Genomic DNA, 18,954 nt, shown 5'->3' on the forward strand with positions numbered 1-18,954 from the left:
CCATTGGTGTCAATGGAGGAAGCGATGGTTACTCCTGTCGATCTTGCAAACAGTTACGCCCGCCCGGGGTCTGCCAAGCGCCTGCGGACCGTCAACGGGGACCGGGTCGGGATGGATCCGCTGCATGTCAATATCGTGCGGGGGGTTCTGGCCGCCGGTCCCCATTACGGGTTCAATGACGGGATCAGCGACCGGGGGATTATCAGCGAGGCAGGGGCGTCTACCCTGCTGACGGCGATGGAGGCGCTGTTTTTCTACGACCACAAAGATGTCAAAACCAATGGCGTCTGGCAGTACCTGTACCATCAGGATACCCGGCAGGTTCCCTTCATGACGGCAGGCGGGGCAATTGCCAATGGCCCGACAGCGGGGCTGGTCACTTATCCCTGTCATTACTGCGGCATCATCCTGCCGGAGGAACTGATACAGGTCGATCACCATAAGCCGCAGGCGTATCCGGGCCTGAGTGTGCTGAAGCTGTTTCACAGTTTTACCACGCCGGCCGGGGTGCAGCTGACCACCCAGATGGCGCACGGGCATAAAAACACCCAGATCAACGCCATCCTCGGGCTGCATGGCGGGCTGACGCGGGTGCCGGTGAAGGCCCGGATCTTCGGGGCGGCGTGGGGGGAGAAAGCCCACACCGCCAACCTGACGGCGCGGTACAGCCTGACCGATACCGGCAAGACGGTCCTGACCCTGATCGAGATGCATTATGGCGGGGGCACAGCCCACAAACTGGCGCTGAACAACCTGCTGAATCTGGTACCCGCCTGCCCCAAGTGCAACAACGCCAAACGGGCGCGGCGCCACGCGACCTAGGCGCCGGGTCTTAGCGGGTGTCGCCCTTGCGGCGGCGCTTGTGCTGGTACATCCGCCGGTCGGCGGTGTGGATCAGGGCATCGGGGATGTCGGCATCGTGCGGGAACACCGCCTGCCCGATGCTGCACCCCAGCGGCAGGGGGGTATCGCCGAAGTGGAAGGGGGCCTCCAGCGCTTCGGCCACCCGGTCGGCCTTGGCCTGTATCACCGCCGGGTCTTCCAGCGGGGCAGACAGAATGCCGAACTCATCCCCGCCCAGCCGGGCAACGGTCGGGGACGCGGCGGCGGCGGCAAAGCTGCTGACCGCCTCGCGGATGCGGGTGGCGGCGGCGCGCAGGGCGGCATCCCCGGCGGCGTGACCGTGGGTGTCGTTGATGGTCTTCAGGCCGTCCATGTCCAGAATCAGCACCCCCAGCGCGGCAGAGGTGCGGCGGGCCTGATCCAGCCCCTGCCTCAGCCGGTCATGGAACAGGGCGCGGTTGGGCAGGCCGGTCAGGGCATCATGGGTTGCCATGTGGTATAACCGGCTGGTCTCAAACCGCGAGGCATGAAACATCGCCGCCGAGATCATATCAGACACCAGCCGCAGAATGTGGGTGGTGCGGTCGGTGAAGGCGGCAACATCGGGCGAGGCCAGCTTCAGCACCCCGATCACGTCGGGGTGGTCTGCGCTGCCGTGGGTCAGCGGGGCGACCACCATCGACCGCAGGCCGACCGCGCGGCAGGCGTCGCGGTTGACGCGGGGGTCGGTCTCGGAATCATCGCAGCACAGAATGCTGTTGTCACGCACGCTCTGGCCCGACAGGCTGTTGCCCGCCGCCAGACGCAGCCCCAGCTGCCCCTGTGTCATGCCCGATGCGGCGCGGTAAACCATCTGGCCGTCTTCGGCCAGTTCAATCACGGCCCCGCTGGCCCCGGTCAGGGTCAGCATGCGGTCGGTGACCAGGGCCATCACCGATCCCAGTTCCGGCCCCAGACGGGCAATGTCGCCCTGCAGGGTGATGATGTCCATCAGGGTGGCGGCATCCAGCGGCGGGGCATCGGTGGCAGGAAGGGTGGAATGAGGCACCGGGGTCTCCGTCGCTGGCGGGGATCAGTCAGTATCGTCCTGCCGTGATGACAGGATATGCTGTCCCCCGGCAAGGACAAAGTCGTAAAGCGCGGATAATTTTCCCGCAAAAGGTGTTAAGTCGTTTTGATGTGTCCATCATCGCCGGGAGGAAGGCCAGATGACCGCAACCGTTGCTGTGTTCCGTGAAGACCCCTATGCGCCGGAATGTGCCGCCACCGTGCTGGCCCATGCCACCCTTGAGACCCCGAAGGGCCCGCTGACCGGGCTGGTGCTGGACCGCACGGTGTTTTACGTCGAAGGCGGCGGCCAGCCCGGCGACAGCGGGGTGCTGGTCTGGCAGGGCGGCAGCACCGCGGTTGTCACCGTGCTGAAGGACCGGGGCACCGGCGACTGGGTGCATGTGCCGGAAGACGGGGCCGCGCTGCCGCCGGTGGGCACGGCGCTGACCTGCCGGATCGACTGGGACCGCCGCCACCGCCATATGCGGCTGCATACCTGCCTGCATCTGCTGTGTTCGCTGGTCGATGCCCCGGTCACCGGCGGCAGCGTATCGGCGGAGAAAGCCCGGCTGGACTTTGACCTCGACACCGCCCCGGATAAGGATGAGCTGACGGCAAAGCTGAATGCCCTGATCGCCGCCGATCACCCGGTGACGGCATCATGGATCAGCGGCGAAGAGTTACAGGCTAACCCTGACATTGTGCGCACCATGTCGGTCAAGCCGCCGGTGACGCCGGAAGGGGTGCGGGTGATTCGGATCGGGGACGCGGTGGACTTCCAGCCCTGCGGCGGCACCCATGTGCGGGCCACCGGCGAAATCGGCCCGGTACGGGTGGTGAAGATGGAGAAGAAGGGCAAGCTGAACCGCCGGATCATCGTCGAGTTCGCGGGGGCCTGACCGCGTTTATCGCTTTAATATGCAGTCATGCGACTGATGGGCCCGGTCAGCGGCGGTGATCCGGCCACCGCTGACCGGGCGGACAGGATCTTTCATTTTAGTGGAACAGCCTGTCTTGACACTCTACCCCTGAGAGTGCTGCACTGCGTGTGCGGTGATCCCGCCGCCGGGGGGCGGGGGGATCTGCGCCGGGCCGGTCTGCCACCGGCCGGAAGAGATCCGGCCTGCGGTGCAGCCCGTATCAACTGAGGATTTCAGGCGATAGTTTCAGCCATGGTTTCAGGCGATGGTTTCAGCGCGGATGATGGGGGCATCATGAGTAATCTGTTTGATATGTGGGATGAGGACGGCGACGACGGGGTGTTCCCGATCGAGGAAGAGCTGGACACCACCCCGGTGGAAGAGCCCCGCCCCCTGCTGCGGGCGGGCTACCCGATCTATTATAGTGCCGCCCGCTGTTCCGAGCCGGAGCTGGTGATCCGCGAGGATCCCGACGGCAGGAAGACGCTGCTGCGGGTGGATATGAACAACCCCGAAGGCGCGCAGGTGGAGGAACTGGAGGTCCTGTGACCGCTGTTCCGGCATCGCTTTATCAGGCCAGCCCCTCGCGGGGCTGGCTTTTGTTTTAACTGGCCTCAGGTCCGTTTACGGAAGTCGCTGCTGTTGTTGGCGTTTTTGGGGTCCAGCGGCTCGGAGCAGTTGGCGCGGCTGCCGGCGGAGACCGCCTCAAGATCGCGGTCAGACAGTTCGCCGTCGGGCAGGGTCTGGGTCTGCGGCGCGGCTTTGGCGCGGGTGTCGGTGGTCATCACGGGGGCTCCGGTGTGGGGGGATACAGAGGGTGGCGGCTCAGCGTTTGGTCAGGCCGGGCAGGGTTTCCACCGGGGCCCGCAGGTTGGCGGCGGCTCCGGCGGCGACGGCTTCCAGATCATCATCCGACAGTTCCGCCACCGGCAGGCCGCTGAGTTCCAGCGGCAGCACCAGTACGGACCGGGACGGCGTTTCCTGCACCACATCCAGCGTCAGGCCGGGGGGCAGGGTGACCCCGAACGCATCGCGCAAGGCCCGCGCCGGGTTGGCCAGCAGGGCCCGCCGGAACGCCGGGTCGGTATGGGCGCGCAGCAGGATCGCCCGCTGATCCGCCAGCCGGGCATCAAGGATATCTTCGATGGAGGGGGTGGAGGACGGAGCGGCCATTACGGAATCCAGAGCTGCGCTGTTGGTTCGTCTGTATATCAGGATGGACGCACTTTATGCATGAGACGGCCATCACACATCAACTGTGGTTGAGGCGGGGGCAGGGGCAGGATAGCGTATTTAAGGTTGTATCCTGTCTTCGGTGAAAGCCCCGCCGCCCATGCCGTCAGCCCCGCCCCTGTACTACGCCCATTCCACCCCCGGCCCGGAAGACACCTGGGAACGCCTGACGGATCACCTGCGCCAGACGGCGGACCGTGCCGGGGCATGGGCGGCGGCAGAGGATGCCGCCACCGATGGCTGTACGGCGCTGGCCGGGTGGGCGTCGCCCCCTCACAGGGGCCTGAATTAAAGCCCGGAGGTCTCCGCTTGCTCCGGCGGTCGGTTTTCGGCCATGCTGGGGGTGTTTCTGCATCAGCAAAGGCCTGCCGCATGCCCCGGACCGCCGCCCCCGTCTTTACCCTGCGCCCGGAAGAGCGGGCGGATGAAGGGGTGCTGCGCGGCCTGTACATCATTGGCCGCTGGCAGGAGATGGCCGCCGCCGGAATGCCGGAGGCCGAGCGGCCGGAGTTTCTGACCTGGCAATATTATCAGCAGCACGACCAGTTTGCCGCCGCCGGGGCCGAGGTCTGGGTGATTGAGGTCGCCGGGGATGTGGCCGGGCGACTGGTGGTGCAGGACGGGCCGGGCACGCTGTCGGTGCTGGATCTGGCGGTGATGCCGCCGTGGCAGGGGCAGGGGCTGGAAGCCGGGGTGCTGGCGCTGGCCGGGCAGCGGGCGGCGGAAGACGGGCAGGCGCTGGCCGTGCCGGATTTTAAATAAGAGGTGACCGTAAAAGATCCCCAAGGGTGGGGACTTGTGGCTCATAATGCTATTGTTAAGAGGTGTACTGTCCCTCTGACGACACCTTATATTCACAGCTATTATTTATATTTTAAGGAGGATTGATTATGGCTCATGTCTGGACAACCACCGAGAAGCGATTCTGCCTTGCCTGCTTCGTCAGCCCTGATCCTGCTGATCCGAATGGAGAGGGCGATGCCTCCGCTGCTTTTGACACTCTCGGCGAGGCAGAAGACTGGATGGAGCAGGCCCGGGCTGCCGGGCGGTTCCGGTCGTTTACCCTGTGGGATGGTATCTCGGGTAGCTGGGAGCTGTACCATCATAGCGGCAAGTGATTCTGACGCTTTGGCTCCGGCTTTGCGGCGGAAGACGGGCAGGCGCTGGCCGTGCCGGGGGCCCCGGCCTGATCCGGCGCCTGCCGCCCCTGTTCCGTCGGCGGTGGGGTCACCACAGCACGGGAACATCCGCCCGGTTGGCCGGGTCGGCCCAGTACAGCGACGGCAGCACTTTTGACAGATACGTAAACTCGGCATAGCAATGCTGCATCAGGCCGAAGCCGATGGCGTCGGGCAGGGTGTGCCCGGTCTCTGCCGCGGTCTGGCCGAGAATGAAGCGGCTGCGCAGCACCGCGCCATAGCTGGTATCGCGCACCACATGTACCATCTGGTCGGCGGGGTCGCCGCTTTCGGTCAGCGGCACATCATCGCCGAAGCCGATACGGGCATAAACGGCGGCTGAGACATGGCCATCGGCCACCGCCTGCCGGTACAGCGCCGGGGCAAACACCTCTTCCGGGTCATGAAATTTGATGACAGCCGCCACCGGCGGAATATCCCCCAGTGATTCCACGGCGCGGATGGTGGCCCCGATGTAAGAGCGGCCCTTCTGCCAGTGCCGGTCCCAGCCCCGGTGCTCCAGATGGTCGATCGGGTGCCACCACTTCAGATGTTCGGTGGTGTCAAACTGCTTGAACCACCATTCCAGCATCCGGCCCTTGCAGCCGTGCAGGTCGGTGCGCATCGCCACCACCAGCGCCCCGCTGTCCAGCCGGGAAATCCCGGCTTCAAGGCGCAGCGGGGCCGGTCGCAGCAGGTCATCGGCAAAGGCGATTCCGGCGCGGGCGGGGTCTGAAGGGGTGGGGGAGAAGTGAGTCATGAGAGGTCTCCTATTTAGGAAACTTTGTGCGTTTCCTAAATAACGGCTATCATCCCCGCCGCTGATCTGTCAAACGGAGAATGCTGTGCAGCCCCCATCCCCCTTGCCCGCCCCAGATCTCCCCGACCCAGATCTTTCTGGAAGACCCCGTGGCCGTCCGGCCCTGCCGGAGCCGGTGCTGCGGCAGAAGGTCGTGCAGGCGGCGACACAGATCCTGCTGTCGCAGGGCTACCCGGCGATGACGATGGAGGCAGTGGCCCGGCAGGCGAATGTGGCGAAGAAGACCGCCTACCGCTTTGCCGCCAACCGCGAGGATCTGGTGGCCCTGATCCTCGACGGCTGGACGGCGGAGTTTCCGCAGGCGTTTGCGGCGGAAGCGGCGGAGACCGGCGCGGCGTTGCAGGCGCTGGAAGACGGCCTGATGCTGATCGCCGGGCGGGTGCTGACCGCCGAGGCGGTCGGGCTGTTCCGGCTGCTGGTCAATGATGTTCCGGCCCGGGCCGGTCTGCTGGCGGTATACACCACGTCAGGGGTGGAGCGGTCCCGCGCCCTGCTGGCGGACTGGCTGGCCCGCCATCAGGCGCGGGGGGTGATTGCCTGCGCTGATCCGGCGATGGCGGCGGATCTGATCCTGTCGATGGTGATTGCCGAGCCGCTGCGCCAGATCGCCATCCGCCACCGCGAGCCGCTGCCGGGCTGGGATCTGCGCCCCCGGATCAGGGCGGCGCTGGATCTGCTGGCCCTGAAGCCCCCATCGGTCTGACAGGAGGGGGCCTTACAGGGGGGGGCCTGACAGGGGGACCTTATCCCCCGGCCCCGCCTTTACGGTCGATGCCGAGGCGGCGCATTTTCTCGTTCAGGGTCCGGCGGGGCAGGCGCAGGATCTCCATCGCCCCGGCGACGGAACCGCCGCTGCGGTCCAGCGCGGCGGTGATCAGGCGGCGTTCGTGCTGGTCCATCAGGGCGTCCAGTCCGGCGGCGGTGTCAGGCTCCGGGCCGGTGTTCAGGCCTAAGCCCAGCCCTAAGCCCAGCCCGTAACGTTCGGCCTGTGCCCGCAGCTCCCGCACGTTGCCGGGCCAGCGGTGGGCCAGCAGGGCGGTGATGGCGGCGGTGCCCGGCGGCGGCGGGGCGGGCAGCCCGGCGCGGGCAGCGGCGGCGGCGGCAAAACGGGTGAACAGCAGCAGGATATCGTCGCCACGGTCCCGCAGCGGCGGCAGATCCAGCTCGAACCCGGCCAGCCGGTAATACAGATCATCCCGGAACCGCCCGGCATCGGCGGCGGCGCGCAGGTCATCCTTGGCGGCGCTGATGATCCGCAGGTCCAGCGTCACCCGCCGGTTGCCGCCGATGCGTTCCACCGTGCGGTCCTGCAACACCCGCAGCAGCTTGGCCTGTGCGGGCAGCGGCATGCTTTCGATTTCATCCAGAAAGACGGTGCCGCCGTTGGCGGCCTCAAACTTGCCGGTCCGGGCCTCACGCGCGCCGGTGAAGGCCCCGCTTTCGTGGCCGAACAGCTCGCTTTCAATCAGCTCGGCGGGTAAGGCGGCGCAGTTGATGGCGACAAAGGGCCGGTCGGCGCGGGGGCCGAAATCGTGCAGGGCGCGGGCGGCCACCTCTTTTCCGGTGCCGGTTTCGCCGCGCAGCAGCACATCCAGCGGCAGGGGCAGCAGGGATTTGACCGCCGCGCGCAGCCGCACCATGGCGGCGGACTGGCCGCACAGCGCGTCGGCAAGGCGGGCCGCCAGCGGGTCGGTGGCGGGGGGAACGGTCAGATCCTGCACCCGGCGGGTCAGGCGGTGCTGGGTGCAGGCATTGCGCAGGGTGGCGGTCAGGCGGTCGGGGTGGTGCGGCTTTTCCAGAAAGTCAAAGGCCCCCTGTTTCAGCGCCGCCACCGCCTGCGGCACATCGCCGTGGCCGGTCAGCAGCACCACCGGCAGGCCGGGATGGCTGGTGCGCAGGGCGGCCAGCAGGGCCATGCCGTCTTCGCCGGGCATCCGCAGGTCGGTCAGCACCGCGTCGGGCAGGGTGTGGCGCAGGGCCTCCCGCGCGGCGGCGGCAGACGGTACGGCGGTGACGGTAAAGCCCGACAGCCCCAGCCACTGGGCCAGACCGGCCAGCAGCACCGCATCGTCATCAACCACCAGAACATGACCGCAGGAGGACGGATCGGGAGAGGTCACGGCGTATCCTCCGCAGCGGGAACAGGGGGAGAGGCTGAAGCGAGAGAGGCTGAAGTGAGGGACGCGGGGGGCAGGGCCGGCAGGGTGACGGTAAAGCGGGTCTCCGCCCCGCCGCCGGGGCGGTCCGCCCGCTCATGCGACAGGGTGCCGCCGTGGTCGCTGACAATGCCATAGCAGATCGCCAGCCCCAGCCCCAGCCCGACCGGCTTGGTGGTGAAAAACGGCTCGAACAGGTGATCGGCGGCGGCGGCGGGCAGGCCGGGGCCGGGGTCTGCCACCGTGATGCGGGCCTGCCCGGCCTGCTCGGTCACTGACAGGGTGACGGTGCGGTCCGGGGTGCCCTGTACCGCATCAATCGCATTCATCAGCAGGTTCAGCACCACCTGTTCCATCCGGGCGGCATCGGCGGCGGCCCAGACCGGGGCCGGGGCGTGCAGGGCCAGCGCCACCCCGTCATCGGCCAGCCGGAATGTCAGCAGACCGGCAACCCGGGTTGCCACCGCCACCAGATCGGTGGCCTGCCGCCGGTCGTCGCTGCGGCGTGACAGGTGCTTCAGGTCGGCGGTCAGGGCTGACAGCCGGGCGACGGCCCCGTCCATGGTGCTGATGTTGGCCAGCGCGGCGGCACTGTCGCCCCGGTCAATCAGCAGGCGGGTGGAGGACAGATAGGTGCGCAGGGCGGCCAGCGGCTGGTTGACCTCGTGCGCCAGACCGGAGAACGCCCGCCCCATCGCCGCCAGCTTGGCGGACTGTACCAGCCCGTCGCGGGCGCGGTGCAGCTCGGCATCGACCCGGCGGCGGTCTTCAATTTCGGCCTCAAGGCGGGCGGTGGCGGCGGTCAGGGCGGCGGTGCGGTCCTGCACCCGCTGTTCCAGCGCGGCCAGCGTATCCCGTTCTGCCTGCTGGCGGGCGCGGCGCTGCCGCTGCACCACCGTCAGCAGCGCCAGCACCAGCCCGGCCAGTGCGGTCAGGGCGGCGGCGGCGGCGGGCAGGGGGCCCCGGTTCTGCCACGGGGCGATGACGGTCAGGGTCCACGGGGTGCCATCCACCGGGGCCGAGACCCGGGCCCCCGGCGGCACATCGCGGGCCAGATCCAGCGGCGGGCCAAGGCGGTTGTTGGCGTAGCGCTGCTCTGCCGCCAGAGAGGCCGCCGCCTGCGGGGCCAGCGGGTCAAGGGCCCGGTACCGCAGGGCGGGGTCGCTGGTCAGAAACACCACGCCGTCGCCGTCACTCAGCAGCACGGTGGTGTCGCCGCCTGCCCAGGCTGATTCCAGCAGCGAGAAGTCAACCTTCAGCACCAGAACGCCCAGTGGCCGGTCCGGGGCCGGGCCGGGCACCTGTTCCGACAGAAAATAGCCGGGCAGGCCGGTGGTGACGCCGACCCCGAAAAAGCGGCCGCGTCCGCTGTTCAGAGCATCCAGAAAATAGGGGCGGAAGCTGTAGTCGTGGCCGACATAGGTGGTCGGCTCCGCCCAGTTGGAAGACGCCAGCGCCATGCCGGACGGATCCATCACAAACAGCGCCTGTGCGCCGATGGCGCGGGCGGTCCGTTCCAGAAAGGCATTGGCGGCGTCCTGCCGGTTCCGGTTGCCCGGCGCGGTCAGCAGGGCGGTGACCGGCCCGGCGGCGGCGGTCAGGGCGGGCAGCCCGGCAAAATGGTCAATGGTGGTGCGGAAAGTCTGCGACAGGCTGACAAGGCGGTCGCGGGCCACCGCCTCGGTCTGGCGGCGGCCATGACGGTCGGCCAGCAGATAGGCGGCGGTGGCGGCCAGCAGGATCACAGCCAGCCATGCCGCCAGACCCCGCCGCCAGACCGGACCCCGGGCCACCGGACCGTGGGTGCCCCGGCGCCGGGGGCGGGCAGGCGGTGCTGACGGCGATGACAGGGCTGGCATGGGGACGTCCTGAAACCGGGGTGGGGCAACAGATGCGGCGGCCCGGCAGGCGGGGTGCCTCCGGGCCGCTGCCCCGCTGGCTTACACCGGGCGGAGGGGGGATGTACAGGGTTGGGATCGGGGGGGGGAGAGCTTAATGGCTTTCCCGGTCAATCAGCGAGGTCTTCCGGGTATCCGGGCCGACGATGTACACCAGCAGCGACACGGCGATGCAGCCGGTGACATACCAGAAGAACAGGCTCTCGCTGCCGATCGACTTGAAGTAAAGGGCGATGTATTCGGCGGTGCCGCCGAACACCGACACGGTGACGGCATAGGGCAGGGCCACGCCCAGCGCCCGGATTTCCGCCGGGAACAGCTCGGCCTTCACCACCGCGTTGATCGAGGTGTAGCCCGACACGATCACCAGACCGCCCATCAGCAGCAGGAAGGCGGTGACCGGGTCTTTGGTGCCCGACAGGGCGGTCAGCAGCGGCACGGTGCACAGGGTGCCCAGCACGCCGAAGGCGATCAGCAGCGGGCGGCGGCCGATGCGGTCAGACAGCGCGCCGAACACCGGCTGAAGGCACATGAACAGAAACAGCGCCGCCGCCGAGATCAGGGTGGACTGGTCTTTGGTCAGGCCAACGGTGTTGACCAGAAACTTCTGCATATAAATGGTGTAGGTGTAAAAGGCGACGGTGCCGCCCAGCGTCAGGCCGACCACCATGGCAACGGCGCGCGGATGCCGGGCCAGACCCTTGATATGGCTGAGCATGCTGGGCTTGCTGGCGGCGCGGGCCTCGCGCGCGGCCTCAAAATGCGCGCTTTCGACCATCGACCGGCGCAGCCACAGGGCCACCACGGCACAGAAGGCCCCGATCACGAACGGAATACGCCAGCCCCAGCTTTCCAGCTGATGGGTGTCAAGCAGCCAGAACTGCAGCACCAGCAGCACGGCCAGCGCCGTCAGCTGCCCCATGATCAGGGTGACGTACTGAAAGCTGGAATAGAAGCCACGGCTGTTTTTGGTCGCGACCTCTGACAGATAGGTGGCGCTGGCGCCGTACTCGCCGCCCAGACTGATCCCCTGCACCAGCCGGGCAAACACCAGCAGCGCCGGGGCCCAGATGCCGATGGTGGCATAGCTGGGGGTCAGGGCGATGATCAGCGACCCGGCGCACATCAGCAGCACCGACAGCGACAGCGCGGCCCGGCGGCCAAAGTGGTCGGCATAGACCCCCATCAGCCAGCCGCCGATCGGGCGCATGATGAAGCCGATGGCAAACACCCCGGCGGCATTCAGCAGCTGGGCGGTGGCATCCCCGGCGGGGAAGAAGGACTTGGCGAAATACAGCGCGAAGGCGGAATAGGCATACCAGTCATACCATTCCACCAGATTGCCGACTGATCCGCCGAAGATCGACTTCAGGCGGGTGGCGACGGTGACATCCGGGGTGGCGGGGGTGGCGGTTTTGGCGTCTGCGGTGGCAGCGGTGCTGCCGGTGGCGGCTTCGGGCATGGGGTTCCTCTCCCGGTGTGGTTGGTCCCCGCGTTCTTGCTGTTGCTGGCTTGCTGTGGCTGGCGTGCTGTGGCGGGGCATACTCGGGAAGGCACTGTCAGCAAACCCGGTGCCAACAGTGCGCTTTAGGGCGAAATGACACAGTTCTGGCGGGGTTGCACCGGATTTTGCAGCGCAACAGAGGCCCCGGACCGGCGGAAAGATGCCGGTCTGCGGTTGATGGCAGGCGGATGATTGCCGACCGCGACCGCAAATATTTCAGCCCAGAGATATACCGGCCAATCCGCTTTCCGCTGTGGGGTAAGGGGCGTAGCCTTTTACCGCTGGCGCACCGGGGTGCTGTGGGTGGGTCAGCAGGGCCCCGTAGGGGGGGATGAGCGCGCACCGACCGGCACTGTCGTTTGTCATCAGGCACACTTAACAGCAGGGGAAATCCCGATCATGAAAAAACTCATTGCGTGGTCTGTCGCCGGTGCGGCTGTTCTCGCCCTCAGCGGCTGCGCTGATAACTGGGATATCGACGGGGTGGCCGGGATGAAGGGGACGGGCGATGCCTTTGCCACCGCCCTGCAGGCCAATTACCTCGACAGCGCCCGTTTCGAGAAGAATGAAGGCAACTGGTCGTCGGTGCAGTACTTCACCGAGCGCGCCCGCGCCTCGGCGATGGGCATGGCCCCGGCCCCGCAGGAGCCGAAGGAACGCGGGCTGGACGGCAACGCCGACGTCACCGCCGCCCGTGCTAAACTGATGGCCGCGCTGGCCACCAAGGCCCCGAAGGATGCCCCCGAGGCCTGCGCCAAGGCTCAGGTGTCGTTTGAACACTGGATGGAGCAGCTGCAGGAAGGCTGGCAGACCAACGACATCGCCACCTACAAAGGCAACTACGACAAGGCGGTTGCCCTGTGCGTGCCGAAGCCGGAGCCGGTGATGGCCAAGCCGAAGATGACCATGCGCTATGTGGTCTATTTCGCCACCGGCAAGGCGACGCTGGATAAGGCCGCGCTGAAGGTGCTGTCTGATGTCGCCAAGGAACAGGCCGCCGACAAGCCGATCAACATCTATCTGGCCGGTCACACCGACACGGTCGGTAATGCCAAGACCAATCAGGCGCTGTCTGAAAAGCGCAGCAAGGCGGTTGCCGCCGAACTGGCAAAGATGGGCGTTGCCACCAAGGCGCTGGATCTGAAGGCGCTGGGCGAAACCACGCTGGCGGTGCAGACCAAGGATAACGTTGCGGAAGGTAAGAACCGCCGCGTTGAGATCTGGTTTGAAAAATAAGCCGGTCTTTGTTGACCTGTGCTTGATTACTCTGTGACGGAAAGGGGCAGTGGAGACGCTGCCCCTTTTTTTGGCCCTTTTTTCTGGCCCGGTCCTCAGGCCCGCCCGGCGGCGGCCAGCAGCCACTGGCGCACGGCGGCCACCGGGGTCGGGTGGCGGGGGCGGCGCGGGCTGATGACGTAAAAGTCTGATCCGGTCCGCACCTCAGCCCCGGGAAACACCCGGCTCAGGCGACCGTCGCGCAGGTCATCGCTGACAAAAAAGTGGCTGGCCAGCGCCAGACCCTGCCCGGCCACCGCCGCCTCGATCGCCAGCGCGGTCTGGTTAAAGCGGATGTTGTGCGGGGCCGGTGGGGTCCCGGCGGGGAACACCTGATCAAGCATCTGCGGCCAGACGTTATGCGCATCGTGCAGCAGCGGGTAGCGGGCCAGATCCGCCGCCGTATCCGGCGGGCCGAGGCGGGCCAGCAGCAGCGGGCTGGCCACCGCCACCAGCGCCTGATCAAACAGCAGATCTGCCTGTAGCCCGGCGGCGAACGGCGGATGCCCGTAGCGCACCGCCAGATCAACCTGATCGCCCTGAAAGGTGCTGACCCGGTCGCTGGCCAGAATCCGCAGGTCAATATCCGGGTGCAGGGCGGTGAAGGCCGGCAGGCGGGGGATCAGCCAGCGGCTGGCGAAGCTGGGGGTGACGCTGATGGTCAGGTGCTGCGGTTCCGGCTTCAGCTCTGCCGTTGCGGTGGCAATCAGGTCAAAGGCCCGGCGCAGGGTGGCGGCATAGGCCCGCCCGGCTTCGGTCAGCGCCAGCGTGCGCGGCAGGCGGTCAAACAGTCGTACGCCCAGTTGTGCTTCCAGCGCCCGCACCTGCTGGGCCACCGCCCCCTGCGTTACCCCCAGTTCCTCCGCCGCCTGCCGGAAGGTCAGGCTGCGGGCGGCGGCATCAAAGGCGCGCAGGGCATTCAGCGGCGGCAGACGGCGGAGGGCGGGGCTCATGCGGAGGAGGCCTTTAAAAGGGTCTGACAGTGGACTGAAGCAACTTAGTTCTTAAGTCGTATATCGAATGAATTAATAAAGTCCTGCAATTTTAAAGGGAATTAAAGCATGGATTACTTTAATTCGTGTGCAAAATAAAAGTCATATTATTTCAAGTCTTTTATCTCACTCTGGAATCGCTTATAGGCAAGAATAAGGCAGAGGGAAGCGGCGTATCAGTTTTTATTAATTGAAAGTACGGAAATGAAAAAAAATCACGCAGGCTGTGGGGTCAGATCTGGGGATGAAGCTGCTGCTGCGGTCTACGGTGTATTCCCTGCCGGTGCTTGCGCTGTCGGCCATTGCCGCGCCGGCCGGGGCGGAAAGCTATAGCTTTGTCGGCAGCCCTTCGACCACGCTGACCTATGCGCCGTCGATCATCAGCGGGACCAACACCAATATCTCGTCCTACAGCAGCAGTTTTAAGTGGATTTATTCCCTTTATTCTTTCACGGCAAGTAAGTCAGGGTCTTACAGCGCGACGTCCACGACGACCGGTGTGGTCAACACCACGTTTTTCCTGAACGGGACCTTTACCCCGACCGCGACCTTCCCGCCGTCAACGCCGATCTCACAGTTTTTTGTCAGCAATTTTTCCGGCGGGAACACCTCCAGCTTCTCCGGTCTGAACCTTGTGGCCGGTCAGACTTACAGCGTGCTGGTGGCGTATAACCAGACCACTGCGGGCGTCTATCCTTACACCGTTACGCTGTTCTTTGATGGCCCGGGGTGTATTGCCATCAATGGCCGGGTCTGTTCGGTCACGCTGCCGGTCAGCAACGAAGGCAAGCCCAATGCCAATATGCCGACCAGTGCGGTTGATGTCAGCCGGGCCTTTGGCAAGGTGATCAGCAGCCGTCTGGGTGCGCTGCGCGCCGGTGGCGGCAGCATTGCCCCGAAGGCGGCCGGCGGCCTGAACTCCCTCAGCTTCAACCAGTCCGGCGGTTTCAGCGATGTCGCGTTCGGCGTTGCTTCGGCGGCTGACGGCGGCGAGGACGGGGTGTCGACCGGTGAAGGCTATCAGAATGACCGGCATGGCATGTGGGCCCGCGCCTTTGGCGGCTACAGCACCAACTACGGCAACAGCACCAACCCCGGCTATAAGCGCATGACCAGCGGGGCGCTGGTCGGTACCGATCTGCCGGTGACCGATAGCACCCGGGTCGGTGTCGCGGTCGGCTATGGCTATTCTGACATCACCGGGCGGCAGAATTCCGGCGGGACGACGGCGGACAGCTATCACGCCAGCGTCTATGGCGACTGGACCCCCGGCCCGTGGTTTGTCACCGGTGACATCGGTGCCACCTACAACATGTTTGAAGGCAACCGCACGGTCGTCAATGGCGCTTCAGAGCTGGTGGCGAGCAGCAAGAGCAACGCCATCGACATCGGCACCGGCATCGAGGCCGGATACCGGGCCAAGATGGGCGATCTGACGGTCGAGCCGTCGGTGTCGCTGCGCTATGACATGATTCACAGCAATGCCTATACCGAAACCGGGGCCGATGGCTTTAACCTGTCGGTCGAGGATGCCACCCACCACGCGCTGAGCACCGGGCTGGGCTTTAAGGTCAGCCAGACCTTCACCACCGACAGCGGTGTGCAGCTGGAACCCGACGTCAGCCTGCGGTGGGAACATGACCTGCGTGATACCGGCTTTGTCACCAACCAGACCCTTAACGGTGTGACCACCGGCGTTAAGGCCGCCAATCCGGGCCGCGATGCGGCTGTGATCGGGCTGGGCCTTGCGGCGGTGCTGAATGATGACCTGAAGCTGTATGCGCATTATGACACCGAAGTGCGCAGCCGCCAGACCGACCATACCCTGACCGCCGGTGCCCGCATCACCTGGTAATCCGGCTGTCCTGAAGCACCTGACCTGAGCAGGGCCCCGGTTTCTCTCCGGGGTCCTGTTTTTTTGGGGTCCTGTTTTTTTGGGGCCCTGCTTTTTTATGGCTGCCCCTGACAGCGCGGCAGATCGCTGACCCACTGCTTCCAGACCGCGGGCCAGCCGTCGCTGTGGCTGACCCCGGCAAGGCGGGTGACCTGCGCACAGCGGCGGTCGGTCAGGCGGGCGACAAAGCGGTCAGCGATAAACGGGGGGACCACGGTGTCGGCATCGCCGGTAAAGTGCCGCTGCGGCAGCCGTGACAGGCTGGCCGCCACATCAATGGCATTCAGCGAGGCAGGCATGGGGGAAACCCCGTGATGGCTGTTGACCGCCTGATGGTCAAGATTGCCCGCCAGTGTCCGCAGGGACAGCACATCGCTGCGGCGGGCGGCAATCAGGGCCGCCACCGCCCCGCCGCCGGAATAGCCGACCAGATGCAGCGGGCGTTGCCCGCCCAGCCGGTCAATCGCCTGTGACAGGCTGGCGATCACCTCTTCAGCATAGCGGCGGCTGGTCCAGTACGGGGGGGAGCAGGCCGGGTCGCCGGTGGTGAACTGACAGGGCCGGGCCAGATACAGCACATTGGGCGACGGATCCGCCGCTGCCAGTTGCAGGCCGACGGCATCGTGCGGGGTCGGGTTCTGCGATGGCTCCGACCGTGACCGCCACGCGTATCCGTCGCCTTCGATGTAGACTGTCAGCGGCTGCTGCGGGGCGGTCAGGCGTGCATAGGCGGTCAGCCGGAACGGCGGGGCGGCCACCTCGATGCGGGTCAGGCCCCCGGCGCGGGCCACGGTGTCGGCAGTCTGGCTGCGACCGGCACAGCCGGACACGGCCAGTACCGCCGCCAGCAGGCCCAAGGCGGCACGCAGAGACCGGGTGATGTGCAGGGGCCGGGGAAGAAAGCGGCGGCGGGGCGTGTCTGTCATCAGCCGGGGGCACCCTGAACAGGGGAGGGGGAGGGAAAGTCTGCCAGTAGTTTTTCTACAGCATCAGCGGCGCGGAACTGGTTCGTGACCACCGGGCGGCCATGGTACAACAGGCAGACCGAAACAGAACCCCTTTCCACGGAGAAAGACGATGACAGCAGACAAGGTTGCCCTGATCACCGCCGGCGGCAGCGGCATGGGGGCGGCAGCGGCGCGGCGGCTGGCGGCGGATGGTTACCGCGTCGGCATTCTGTCGTCGTCAGGCAAGGGCGAGGCACTGGGGGCGGAGCTGGGCGGCTTTGGCGTCACCGGGTCCAACCAGTCCAACGACGACCTCCGGCGTCTTGTCGATGGCGCGATGGAGCGCTGGGGCCGGATTGACGTGCTGGTCAACAGCGCCGGTCATGGCCCGCGCGCTCAGATTCTCGAGATCAGCGACGAAGACTGGCACAAGGGGATGGATGTTTATCTGATGAACGTCATCCGCGCCGTGCGGCTGGTGGTGCCGGTGATGCAGGCGCAGAAAAGTGGGGCGATCGTCAACATCTCCACCGCGTGGGTGGATGAGCCGAGCGCGATGTTCCCGACCTCGGCGGTGTTCCGCGCCGGGCTGAAGGCCTATGTCAAGCTGGTGGCCGATACCTATGCCGCCGACAACGTGCGCATCAACACCGTTCTGCCGGGCTGGATCGACAGTCTGCCCGCCACCGAGGAACGGCGCGCCGGGGTGCCGATGCAGCGCTATGGCACGGCGGAGGAAGTGGCGGCGACCATCGCCTTCCTTGCCTCTGACGGGGCCGGGTACATCACCGGCCAGAGCCTGCGGGTGGACGGCGGCCTGATGCGGTCGCTGTAACGGAACGCCGGTCCCCGGATGACAGGATAACAGGGGAAACAGGATCACAGGGCCGGGGCCGGGGGTATTCTCCGGCCCCGGCCTTTTTCTGTCCTTACGGCAGCGCCACCCAGCCGACGCGGTCGGCGGTCAGGCTGTGGATGTACAGGCGGTTGCCGTTTTCGGTGGCGCCGCTGGTGTCGGGGTAGGCGCCGGTGGGGTCCTGAAGATCCTGCGTGACGGTGCCGTTGGCATCAAAGGCGAAGACGTGACCGTAAGGCTTGGGCACCGGCCACAGGCTGCGCGGCAGGCGCAGCAGGGCGGCGCGCACCTCCGGCAGGGCCGACAGGCGGTCAAGCAGCGGGTTGCGCGGCTTGATCAGGCCGACCCAGGTGCGCCCGTCACGCCCGCGCATCAGGTTGTCGGGATAGCCGGGCAGGTTATCCAGCAGCACGCGGGCCGCCGCACTGTCGGGCAGGGCGGTGCTGACATTGACCGCATCGGCCTGCATGTCGATCGACCAGATGCGGTAGCGCCCGGTTTCCGCCACCAGCAGGCGGGTGCCATCGGCTGACAGGGCGATGCCGTTGGCAAAGCTTAAGCCCTGCGCCACCACCCGCACTTTTCCGTCGGTCGGGGTATAGGCCAGCACCCGCCCGGTGGCGGACTGTTCCAGAATATCCAGCACGCTGGCCTCGAAGGTGCCGCCCACCCGGGCCGGATCAAACCGGTCAGACGACGCGGTGAAGTACACCGTACCGTCGGCGGCGACCGTCACGCTGTTGGCGTAGATCAGCGGGTCGCCCGGCCCCACCTGTGTCAGCAGCGGGGTGACCGCGCCGTTGGCGGCGATGGCGACCAGCCCGCGCAGGGCATCGGCGGCAATCATCCGCCCGTCGGCATCAAAGGCAAAGCCCAGCACCCGCCCGCCGGTCACCGCCACTTCCTGCGGCAGCCCGCCTGCCGGATCAAGCCGCAGGATCCGCCCGTCATGCACCGCCGCATACAGGGCACCGTCGGGGCCGGTGGCCAGATGTTCCGGCCCGGTGGCCCCGCCCAGTGACAGCGCCTGTAGGTTGGCAAGCTGGCGGTTGGTGGCATGGGGGCCGGTGTAGCCGCCAAACTGCGGGGCCTGCCACGCCACCGGGGCCAGCGGCACCGGCCACAGGGCCAGATAGGCCGCGCCCCCGGCCACCGCCGCCCCCAGCAGTGCCGCAAGCAGCCGCCCGCCGCCCCCCCGGCGGGAGGAACCATATCGTCTTGACCGGCGGGAGCGTACAGCCATGGGGACTCTCTTCTGGTAAAGGGGCGGGGCGGAGACAAAACCACAGGAAGAATGGGGGCCAGACGCGGGGAGTCAAGCCCCGGTGACCGACCGGTCTGTATCTGAGCGTTCAGGAATATGCAGGGCAGGCACTGAAACCGGCGTG

20 protein-coding genes are annotated in these 18,954 nt (G+C 66.6%); 10 read left to right on the forward strand and 10 right to left on the reverse strand.

Annotation, left to right across the window (positions count from 1 at the left end):
• Positions 1-24 precede the first annotated feature (24 nt).
• A complete protein-coding gene (locus G365_RS0105285) occupies positions 25-822 on the forward strand; it encodes a hypothetical protein (protein ID WP_019644466.1) in 798 nt (265 codons plus the stop codon).
• Positions 823-832: 10 nt separating this feature from the next.
• On the opposite strand, the gene G365_RS0105290 is transcribed toward G365_RS0105285, so the two are convergent.
• Complete coding sequence (locus G365_RS0105290) at positions 833-1,891, reverse strand: diguanylate cyclase domain-containing protein (protein WP_019644467.1); 1,059 nt, start codon at positions 1,889-1,891, stop codon at positions 833-835.
• Positions 1,892-2,051: 160 nt separating this feature from the next.
• Here G365_RS0105290 and G365_RS0105295 point away from each other — a divergent pair, with 160 nt between their 5' ends.
• Complete coding sequence (locus G365_RS0105295; RefSeq protein ID WP_019644468.1) at positions 2,052-2,792, forward strand: alanyl-tRNA editing protein; 741 nt, start codon at positions 2,052-2,054, stop codon at positions 2,790-2,792.
• Between the two features lie 315 nt (positions 2,793-3,107).
• Entirely contained in the window at positions 3,108-3,362 is a 255-nt protein-coding gene (locus G365_RS0105300; protein ID WP_155976122.1) for a hypothetical protein, read from the forward strand.
• Positions 3,363-3,427: 65 nt separating this feature from the next.
• Here G365_RS0105300 and G365_RS23770 read toward each other — a convergent pair whose 3' ends face one another.
• A complete protein-coding gene (locus tag G365_RS23770) occupies positions 3,428-3,598 on the reverse strand; it encodes a hypothetical protein (protein ID WP_019644470.1) in 171 nt (56 codons plus the stop codon).
• Positions 3,599-3,638: 40 nt separating this feature from the next.
• Positions 3,639-3,986, reverse strand: coding sequence for an NHLP leader peptide family RiPP precursor (locus G365_RS0105310; RefSeq protein ID WP_019644471.1), 348 nt, complete (start codon positions 3,984-3,986; stop codon positions 3,639-3,641).
• A gap of 160 nt (positions 3,987-4,146) precedes the next feature.
• Here G365_RS0105310 and G365_RS0105315 point away from each other — a divergent pair, with 160 nt between their 5' ends.
• From G365_RS0105315 to G365_RS0105325, 3 genes are all read left to right on the forward strand, one after another.
• A complete protein-coding gene (locus G365_RS0105315; RefSeq protein WP_155976123.1) occupies positions 4,147-4,338 on the forward strand; it encodes a hypothetical protein in 192 nt (63 codons plus the stop codon).
• 80 nt (positions 4,339-4,418) lie between these two features.
• Positions 4,419-4,808 carry a GNAT family N-acetyltransferase gene (locus G365_RS0105320; RefSeq protein WP_019644473.1) on the forward strand — a complete coding sequence of 130 codons (390 nt, stop codon included), beginning with the start codon at positions 4,419-4,421 and terminating at the stop codon, positions 4,806-4,808.
• Positions 4,809-4,936: 128 nt separating this feature from the next.
• A complete protein-coding gene (locus G365_RS0105325; protein WP_019644474.1) occupies positions 4,937-5,164 on the forward strand; it encodes a hypothetical protein in 228 nt (75 codons plus the stop codon).
• Between the two features lie 109 nt (positions 5,165-5,273).
• Here G365_RS0105325 and G365_RS0105330 read toward each other — a convergent pair whose 3' ends face one another.
• Positions 5,274-5,984 (reverse strand): DAPG hydrolase family protein, encoded by a 711-nt coding sequence (locus tag G365_RS0105330; protein ID WP_019644475.1) that lies wholly within the window; start codon positions 5,982-5,984, stop codon positions 5,274-5,276.
• A gap of 175 nt (positions 5,985-6,159) precedes the next feature.
• Here G365_RS0105330 and G365_RS0105335 point away from each other — a divergent pair, with 175 nt between their 5' ends.
• The gene (locus tag G365_RS0105335) at positions 6,160-6,747 is read left to right on the forward strand and encodes a TetR/AcrR family transcriptional regulator (protein WP_019644476.1); all 588 of its coding nucleotides are present in this window, start codon (positions 6,160-6,162) and stop codon (positions 6,745-6,747) included.
• 40 nt (positions 6,748-6,787) lie between these two features.
• Here the strand turns inward: G365_RS0105335 and G365_RS0105340 are convergent, their stop codons facing one another.
• The 3 genes from G365_RS0105340 to G365_RS0105350 form a co-directional block, all read right to left on the reverse strand.
• A complete protein-coding gene (locus tag G365_RS0105340) occupies positions 6,788-8,164 on the reverse strand; it encodes a sigma-54-dependent transcriptional regulator (RefSeq protein WP_019644477.1) in 1,377 nt (458 codons plus the stop codon).
• Positions 8,161-10,059: a sensor histidine kinase gene (locus G365_RS20440; protein WP_019644478.1), complete on the reverse strand. Its 1,899-nt coding sequence runs from the start codon at positions 10,057-10,059 to the stop codon at positions 8,161-8,163. The genes G365_RS0105340 and G365_RS20440 overlap by 4 nt, the downstream gene beginning before the upstream one ends.
• 133 nt (positions 10,060-10,192) lie before the next feature.
• Positions 10,193-11,560: an MFS transporter gene (locus G365_RS0105350; protein WP_019644479.1), complete on the reverse strand. Its 1,368-nt coding sequence runs from the start codon at positions 11,558-11,560 to the stop codon at positions 10,193-10,195.
• Between the two features lie 441 nt (positions 11,561-12,001).
• Between G365_RS0105350 and G365_RS20445 the strand changes: the two genes are divergently transcribed.
• Positions 12,002-12,838, forward strand: coding sequence for an OmpA family protein (locus G365_RS20445; RefSeq protein WP_019644480.1), 837 nt, complete (start codon positions 12,002-12,004; stop codon positions 12,836-12,838).
• A gap of 95 nt (positions 12,839-12,933) precedes the next feature.
• Here G365_RS20445 and gcvA read toward each other — a convergent pair whose 3' ends face one another.
• On the reverse strand, positions 12,934-13,830 hold the full coding sequence (gene gcvA / locus G365_RS0105360) for a transcriptional regulator GcvA (RefSeq protein ID WP_019644481.1): 897 nt from the start codon (positions 13,828-13,830) through the stop codon (positions 12,934-12,936).
• A 283-nt stretch (positions 13,831-14,113) separates the two neighbouring features.
• Here gcvA and G365_RS0105365 point away from each other — a divergent pair, with 283 nt between their 5' ends.
• Positions 14,114-15,724 (forward strand): autotransporter family protein, encoded by a 1,611-nt coding sequence (locus tag G365_RS0105365; protein ID WP_155976124.1) that lies wholly within the window; start codon positions 14,114-14,116, stop codon positions 15,722-15,724.
• A gap of 95 nt (positions 15,725-15,819) precedes the next feature.
• On the opposite strand, the gene G365_RS0105370 is transcribed toward G365_RS0105365, so the two are convergent.
• Complete coding sequence (locus G365_RS0105370) at positions 15,820-16,689, reverse strand: alpha/beta fold hydrolase (protein WP_019644483.1); 870 nt, start codon at positions 16,687-16,689, stop codon at positions 15,820-15,822.
• A gap of 151 nt (positions 16,690-16,840) precedes the next feature.
• On the opposite strand from G365_RS0105370, the gene G365_RS0105375 reads away from it, so the two are divergent.
• Positions 16,841-17,545 carry an SDR family oxidoreductase gene (locus tag G365_RS0105375; RefSeq protein ID WP_019644484.1) on the forward strand — a complete coding sequence of 235 codons (705 nt, stop codon included), beginning with the start codon at positions 16,841-16,843 and terminating at the stop codon, positions 17,543-17,545.
• A 94-nt stretch (positions 17,546-17,639) separates the two neighbouring features.
• On the opposite strand, the gene G365_RS0105380 is transcribed toward G365_RS0105375, so the two are convergent.
• On the reverse strand, positions 17,640-18,809 hold the full coding sequence (locus G365_RS0105380; protein WP_019644485.1) for an SMP-30/gluconolactonase/LRE family protein: 1,170 nt from the start codon (positions 18,807-18,809) through the stop codon (positions 17,640-17,642).
• Positions 18,810-18,954: the final 145 nt, after the last annotated feature.

This window comes from Novispirillum itersonii subsp. itersonii ATCC 12639, assembly GCF_000381985.1.
GTDB lineage: Bacteria > Pseudomonadota > Alphaproteobacteria > Rhodospirillales > Rhodospirillaceae > Novispirillum > Novispirillum itersonii.

What these genes read in the sequence shown, in the direction of transcription:
- G365_RS0105285 (WP_019644466.1), top strand. Translation starts at nt 25, where the DNA reads ATGGTTACTCCTGTCGATCTTGCAAACAGTTACGCCCGCCCGGGGTCT.
- G365_RS0105295 (WP_019644468.1), top strand. Translation starts at nt 2,052, where the DNA reads ATGACCGCAACCGTTGCTGTGTTCCGTGAAGACCCCTATGCGCCGGAA.
- G365_RS0105300 (WP_155976122.1), top strand. Translation starts at nt 3,108, where the DNA reads ATGAGTAATCTGTTTGATATGTGGGATGAGGACGGCGACGACGGGGTG.
- G365_RS23770 (WP_019644470.1), bottom strand. Translation starts at nt 3,598, where the DNA reads ATGACCACCGACACCCGCGCCAAAGCCGCGCCGCAGACCCAGACCCTG.
- G365_RS0105310 (WP_019644471.1), bottom strand. Translation starts at nt 3,986, where the DNA reads ATGGCCGCTCCGTCCTCCACCCCCTCCATCGAAGATATCCTTGATGCC.
- G365_RS0105315 (WP_155976123.1), top strand. Translation starts at nt 4,147, where the DNA reads ATGCCGTCAGCCCCGCCCCTGTACTACGCCCATTCCACCCCCGGCCCG.
- G365_RS0105320 (WP_019644473.1), top strand. Translation starts at nt 4,419, where the DNA reads ATGCCCCGGACCGCCGCCCCCGTCTTTACCCTGCGCCCGGAAGAGCGG.
- G365_RS0105325 (WP_019644474.1), top strand. Translation starts at nt 4,937, where the DNA reads ATGGCTCATGTCTGGACAACCACCGAGAAGCGATTCTGCCTTGCCTGC.
- G365_RS0105330 (WP_019644475.1), bottom strand. Translation starts at nt 5,984, where the DNA reads ATGACTCACTTCTCCCCCACCCCTTCAGACCCCGCCCGCGCCGGAATC.
- G365_RS20440 (WP_019644478.1), bottom strand. Translation starts at nt 10,059, where the DNA reads ATGCCAGCCCTGTCATCGCCGTCAGCACCGCCTGCCCGCCCCCGGCGC.
- G365_RS0105350 (WP_019644479.1), bottom strand. Translation starts at nt 11,560, where the DNA reads ATGCCCGAAGCCGCCACCGGCAGCACCGCTGCCACCGCAGACGCCAAA.
- G365_RS20445 (WP_019644480.1), top strand. Translation starts at nt 12,002, where the DNA reads ATGAAAAAACTCATTGCGTGGTCTGTCGCCGGTGCGGCTGTTCTCGCC.
- gcvA (WP_019644481.1), bottom strand. Translation starts at nt 13,830, where the DNA reads ATGAGCCCCGCCCTCCGCCGTCTGCCGCCGCTGAATGCCCTGCGCGCC.
- G365_RS0105365 (WP_155976124.1), top strand. Translation starts at nt 14,114, where the DNA reads ATGAAGCTGCTGCTGCGGTCTACGGTGTATTCCCTGCCGGTGCTTGCG.
- G365_RS0105370 (WP_019644483.1), bottom strand. Translation starts at nt 16,689, where the DNA reads ATGACAGACACGCCCCGCCGCCGCTTTCTTCCCCGGCCCCTGCACATC.
- G365_RS0105375 (WP_019644484.1), top strand. Translation starts at nt 16,841, where the DNA reads ATGACAGCAGACAAGGTTGCCCTGATCACCGCCGGCGGCAGCGGCATG.
- G365_RS0105380 (WP_019644485.1), bottom strand. Translation starts at nt 18,809, where the DNA reads ATGGCTGTACGCTCCCGCCGGTCAAGACGATATGGTTCCTCCCGCCGG.